1 protein-coding gene is annotated in these 723 nt (G+C 58.5%); it reads right to left on the reverse strand.

Annotated features, from left to right (window positions below; genetic code table 11):
* Positions 1-723 (reverse strand): DUF1176 domain-containing protein (locus EN906_RS36110; protein ID WP_127375870.1); only part of this gene is annotated, 723 nt, incomplete at both ends.

The raw sequence follows: 723 nt of genomic DNA on the forward strand, positions 1-723 counted from the left end.
ATCGTGTGGGCAGCCTCATCATAGTCGGAATTGACCGCCCAGCCGGACGTCTGGAAACCGACGATACTCATGCCCAGCAATTTGCCGTTGCTGTCATTGTTCTCGTAGCGGATGTCCATCTTGGGCTCGGCGAACTGCAACTGCTGCACGCCCGACACGTCGTCGGTCATGTAGTAGATCGAGCTTTCATTGTAGGCCGCGGCCGAACAGGAAAAATGGAACAGCCGCGTCTCCTTGTCGGGTTCGCCGGGCTGCGCATCCTTGTCCTTGTATTTAATCGAAAAAACGGTCGGCTCATTGGCAAGGAACTGCTTGTCGCACTGGTCGCCATAGGTTGCCAGAAAGGCCTTCTTGGCCTGCTCCAGTGCGGTGTCTTTCTTTGGCGGTGGCGGCCCGTCGCCGCAGCTTGGCGGCAGCGCCTCTTCGAAATCGGCGGTGGAGGGTTTCAGCGCGCCTTTTTCGATATGGATCGGATCGAAGGGCGGCTCCGCCTGGATCTGGGCATTCACCTGGCGCAGCGTATAGCAACCGGCAAAGACCTTTTCGCCGCCGGCCTTGTCCGTCGCGCGAATGGCGACGGGGACGTTGTAGAAAATGCTGCCAGCCGCACCTTCGTCGGAAACAGCTCCGGTCTCGACCTCGACCTTGTGGGTCCCATCAAAACCCTTGACGAAACTGTCGAAATCCTTTGCCGGCTTTGTATCGCTGAAATACCCCCAGGCG

The sequence above is a fragment of the Mesorhizobium sp. M7A.F.Ca.CA.004.06.1.1 genome (assembly GCF_003999135.1).
GTDB lineage: Bacteria > Pseudomonadota > Alphaproteobacteria > Rhizobiales > Rhizobiaceae > Mesorhizobium.